This window comes from Kitasatospora sp. NPDC057512 (genome assembly GCF_042802135.1).
In the GTDB taxonomy this organism is placed as follows: Bacteria; Actinomycetota; Actinomycetes; order Streptomycetales; family Streptomycetaceae; genus Kitasatospora.
On record NZ_JBHVET010000641.1, the window covers coordinates 1 to 5,119 of the forward strand.

Here is a 5,119-nt window from a genome sequence, read left to right on the forward strand (position 1 = left end):
CCGGAAGGAGGACCGCCCCACGGGCGTTCAGGCCTGACGGGTGCTCACTCGCCCCGGGTGCCCAGGTGGTGCACCTGCACCATGTTGGTGGTGCCGGGGACGCCGACCGGGACACCGGCGGTGACGATGACGGTGTCGCCCTCGCCGAGCCGGCCGAGCTTCAGCAGCTCCCGGTCGACCTGCGCGACCATCGCGTCGGTGGTGGCCACCTGCTCCGTGACGTACGCCTCGACGCCCCAGCTCAGCGAGAGCTGGTTGCGGGTGGCGCTGTCCGGGGTGAAGGCGATCACCGGGATCGGCGAGCGGTAGCGGGACAGCCGGCGGGCGGTGTCACCGGACTTGGTGAAGGCGACCAGCGCCTTGCCGTCCAGGAAGTCGCCCAGCTCGCACGCGGCGCGGGCGACCGAGCCGCCCTGGGTGCGCGGCTTGCGGCCCGGGTTGAGCGGCTGGAGGCCCTGGGCGAGCAGCTCGCCCTCGGCCGTCTCGCAGATCCGGGCCATGGTGCGGACGGTCTCGACCGGGTACTTGCCGACGCTCGACTCGGCGGACAGCATGACCGCGTCGGCGCCGTCCAGGATGGCGTTGGCGACGTCGGACACCTCGGCGCGGGTCGGGCGCGAGGCGTGGATCATCGACTCCATCATCTGGGTGGCGACGATGACCGGCTTGGCGTTGCGGCGGGCCAGGGTGATCAGCTGCTTCTGGACCAGCGGCACCCGCTCCAGCGGGTACTCGACGGCCAGGTCGCCGCGGGCGACCATGATGGCGTCGAAGGCGAGGACGATCTCCTCCATGGCCTCGACGGCCTGCGGCTTCTCGATCTTGGCGATGACCGGCACCCGGATGCCGACCTCGTCCATGACCTCGTGGACGTCCTTGATGTCGTCCGCGTTGCGGACGAAGGACAGGGCGATCATGTCGACGCCCAGGCGCAGCGCGAAGCGCAGGTCGTCCTTGTCCTTCTCGGACAGGGCGGGCACGTTCACGGCCGCGCCGGGCAGGTTGATGCCCTTGTTGTTCGAGAGCACGCCGCCCTCGACCACCACGGTCCTCACCCGCGGGCCGTCGACGCTGACGACCTCCAGGGCGATGACGCCGTCGTTGATCAGGATCGGGTCGCCGGGCTTCACGTCGCCGGGCAGGCCCTTGTAGGTGGTGCCGCAGATGTGCTGGTCACCGGGGACGTCCTCGGTGGTGATGGTGAACTCGTCGCCGTTGTCGACGGTCACCGGGCCGTTGGCGAAGGTCGCCAGACGGATCTTCGGACCCTGGAGGTCGGCCAGGACGCCGATGGCCTTGCCGGTGTCCTCCGAGACCTGGCGGACCTTGCGGTACCGCTCCTCGTGGTCCGCGTGGTTGCCGTGGCTCATGTTCAGTCGGGCGACGTTCATGCCCGCCTCGACGATGGCCTTCAGCTGTTCGTAGGAGTCCGTCGCCGGACCCAGGGTGCAGACAATTTTCGCTCGGCGCATATGGATCAGTCTATCCGTTCGTGTTATAGGTGCATTCGGCACGCACCGGGAGGAATCGCCGACGAAAGTTTCCGAGGAGTGAGACGGTTCCGTGTCAGTCCTCGGACTCCCGGCGTTCCCGGTGCACCAGCGCGAAGGTCTGTCGGGCGATCTCCAGCTCCTCGTCGGTGGGCACCACGGCGACCGCCACCCGGGCGTACTCGGGCGAGACGATCCGGGCCTCGCCGGACCGCACCGAGTTCAGTTCCGGGTCGACGGCGATGCCCAGTTCCTCCAGTCCCGCGGTGGCCGCCGCGCGCACCGGCGCCGCGTTCTCCCCGACTCCGGCGGTGAACGCGATCGCGTCCACCCGGCCGAGCACCGCGTAGTAGCCGCCGATGTACTTGCGCAGCCGGTGGACGTACGAGTCGAACGCCAGCTTCGCGTCCGCGTCCCCCTCGTCGGCCCGGCGCATGATCTCGCGCATGTCGTTCTCGCCGCACAGCCCGCGCAGGCCGCTGCGGCGGTTGAGCAGGTCGTCGATCTCGTCCACGGACAGCCCGCCGACCCGGTGCAGGTGGAACACCACGCCGGCGTCGATGTCGCCCGATCGGGTGCCCATGACCAGGCCCTCCAGCGGGGTCAGGCCCATCGAGGTGTCCACGCAGCGGCCGCCGGCGACCGCCGAGGCGGAGGCGCCGTTGCCCAGGTGCAGCACGATCACGTTGACCTCGGCCGGGTCCTTGCCGAGCAGCCGGGCGGTGGCCCGGGAGACGTACTGGTGCGAGGTGCCGTGGAAGCCGTAGCGGCGCACCCGGTGCTCGTCGGCGACGGCCTTGTCGATCGCGTACCGGGCCGAGTACTCGGGCATCGAGGCGTGGAAGGCGGTGTCGAAGACGGCCACCTGGGGGAGGTCGGGGCGCAGGGCCCGGGCGACCTCGATGCCGGTGATGTTGGCCGGGTTGTGCAGCGGGGCGACCGGGATCAGCCGGCGGATCTCCTTGAGCACGTCGTCGGTGATCACGGTCGGCTCGGTGAACCGCAGGCCGCCGTGCACCACCCGGTGGCCGATCGCGGCCAGCTCGGGGGAGTCCAGCCCGACGCCGTCGGCGGACAGCTCCTCGGCGACGGCCTTGAGCGCGGCGGCGTGGTCCGGGAAGGCCTGGACGGTCTCGCGCGGCCCGCCGGTGCGCGGGGTGTGCACCAGCCGCCCGCCGGCCTCGCCGATCCGCTCGACCAGTCCGGCGGCCAGCCTGGCCCCGTTCAGCATGTCGATCAGCTGGTACTTCACCGACGAGGAGCCGGCGTTCAGGACGAGGACGCGGGTGCCCTTGCTCATGCGGTGAGCTCCTTGCTGTCCGACGCGCCGTCCTGGGAGGCGCCGTCCTGGGAGGCGAGGTCCTGGGAGACGTGGTCCTGGGACTGGATGGCGGTGATCGCGACGGTGTTGACGATGTCCTGCACCAGCGCCCCGCGGGAGAGGTCGTTGACGGGCTTGCGCAGCCCCTGGAGCACCGGGCCGACCGCGACCGCGCCGGCCGAGCGCTGGACCGCCTTGTAGGTGTTGTTGCCGGTGTTGAGGTCCGGGAAGATCAGCACGGTGGCCCGCCCGGCCACCGGGGAGCCCGGCAGCTTGGTGGCCGCGACCCGGGCGTCCACCGCCGCGTCGTACTGGATCGGGCCCTCGACCAGGATGTCCGGCCGCAGCTCGCGGACCAGCTCGGTGGCCTTGCGGACCTTGTCGACGTCCGCGCCGGAGCCGGAGGTGCCGGTCGAGTACGAGAGCATCGCGACCCGCGGTTCCACCCCGAACTGGGCGGCGGTGGCGGCCGACTGGATGGCGATGTCGGCCAGCTGCTGGGCGTCCGGGTCGGGGTTGACCGCGCAGTCGCCGTACACCAGCACCCGGTCGGCCAGGCACATGAAGAAGACCGAGGAGACGATCGAGGCGCCCGGCGAGGTCTTGATCACCTCGAAGGCGGGCCGGATGGTGGCGGCGGTGGAGTGCGCCGCGCCGGAGACCATGCCGTCCGCGATGCCCTCCTGGACCATCAGGGTGCCGAAGTACGAGACGTCGGTGACCACGTCCAGGGCCAGCTCGACGGTCATCCCCTTGTGGGCGCGCAGCTTCGCGTACAGCTCGGCGAACTGGCGGCGCAGCGGGCTGGTGGCCGGGTCGACGATCCGCACCTGGGCCCGGTCGGCGCTGGGATCCTCCGCCGGGAGGTCGATGCTCAGGCTCGACGCCTTGCGGCGGACGGCGTCCACCTCGCCGAGCAGGGTGAGGTCGCAGATGTTGCGGCGCAGCAGGATCTCGGCGGCGCGCAGCACCCGCTCCTCGGTGCCCTCCGGCAGGACGACGTGCCGGCGGGTGCCCCGGGCGCGTTCCAGCAGCTCGTGCTCGAACATCATCGGGGTGACCCGCTCGGACCGGCCGACCTCGATCAGGTTGGTCAACTCGGCGGTGTCGACGTGCAGTTCGAACAGGCCGAGGGCGATCTCGGCCTTCCGGGGGCTGGCCGAGGTGAGCTTGCCCTCCAGGTGGGTCAGGTGGGCGGCGGTGGGCCAGCTGCCCTCGGGGACGACCGCGACCGGGGTGCCGGGGGCGAGCCGGGCGGCCAGCGCCATCACGTTGGGGCCGGGGTGCTGGCCGAGCGTCAGCAGCACGCCGGCGATCGGCGGGGCGCCGGCGGCGTGCGCGGCCAGCGAGCCGATCACCAGGTCGGCGCGGTCCCCGGGGGTGACCACCAGGGCGCCCTCGGTCAGCGCGTCCAGGAAGGTGGGCAGCATGGCGCCGCCGAAGACGTAGCCGCGCACGTCCCGGGCGAGGCCGGCGGCGTCCCCGAGCAGCACCTCGGCGCCGGTCGCCTCGACCAGCTGGGCCACGGTGGGCGCGGCCAGGGCCGGCTCCTCCGGGATGACGTAGGCGGGGACGGGCAGCTTCTCGGTGAGGGTGCGCTGGATGCGCTGCTTGGCGCCGGGGGCGACCCGGTTGGCGATCATCGCCAGGGTCTGACAGCCGAGGTCGGTGTAGGCCCGGTGGGCGCCCAGCAGCTCGGCGACCACCGTCTCCGGGTCCTCGCCGTGCCCGCCGACCACCGGCAGCACGGCGGCGCCGAACTCGTTGGCCAGGCGGGCGTTGAAGGCGAGTTCGTCCGGGATGCTGGTGTCGGCGAAGTCGGTGCCGAGTACGAGGACGGCCTGGCAGCGCCGCTCCAGCGCGTGGAAGCGGTCGACCAGGGCGGAGACCAGCTCGTCCTGCCCGTGGGCGGCCTGGAGGGCGGCGGCCTCCTCGTAGCCGAGGCCGTACAGCTCGCTGCTGGGCAGGTCGAGCCGGTAGCGGCCGCGCAGCAGCTCGACCACGTGGTCGGAGCCCGGCTGCCCGGGGGCGGCGTGCACCAGCGGGCGGAACACCCCGACCCGGTCCACCTGGCGGGTGAGCAGTTCCATGACCCCGAGTTCGACCGCCTGGCGGCCGTCCCCCCGGTCGATGCCGGTCACGTACACGCTGCGCGCCACGTGGGTGTCTCCGTCCCGTCGTCTCGGAAAGTGGTCATATCGACCATACCTTCGCACCCCGAACGGGTGTCCGCGAGCAGAGCGACGGGGTTCGGGCAAGGGGCGGAGGTCCTGCCCGGGGGCCCGCCCGACGGGGCGGGCACCCGGGG

The 5,119-nt window shown here is 72.2% G+C and carries 3 protein-coding genes; all 3 read right to left on the reverse strand.

The annotated features are described in order from the left end of the window. Window positions 1–44: 44 nt before the first annotated feature. The 3 genes from pyk to pta all read right to left on the reverse strand — a co-directional run bounded on the left by pyk (window position 45) and on the right by pta (window position 4,970). Window positions 45–1,472: a pyruvate kinase gene (gene pyk / locus ACFU6K_RS31015; protein ID WP_380668639.1), complete on the reverse strand. Its 1,428-nt coding sequence runs from the start codon at window positions 1,470–1,472 to the stop codon at window positions 45–47. A gap of 94 nt (window positions 1,473–1,566) precedes the next feature. After that, on the reverse strand, window positions 1,567–2,790 hold the full coding sequence (locus tag ACFU6K_RS31020) for an acetate kinase (protein WP_380668641.1): 1,224 nt from the start codon (window positions 2,788–2,790) through the stop codon (window positions 1,567–1,569). Beyond that, the gene (pta, locus tag ACFU6K_RS31025) at window positions 2,787–4,970 is read right to left on the reverse strand and encodes a phosphate acetyltransferase (protein WP_380668642.1); all 2,184 of its coding nucleotides are present in this window, start codon (window positions 4,968–4,970) and stop codon (window positions 2,787–2,789) included. The genes ACFU6K_RS31020 and pta overlap by 4 nt, the downstream gene beginning before the upstream one ends. Window positions 4,971–5,119: the final 149 nt, after the last annotated feature.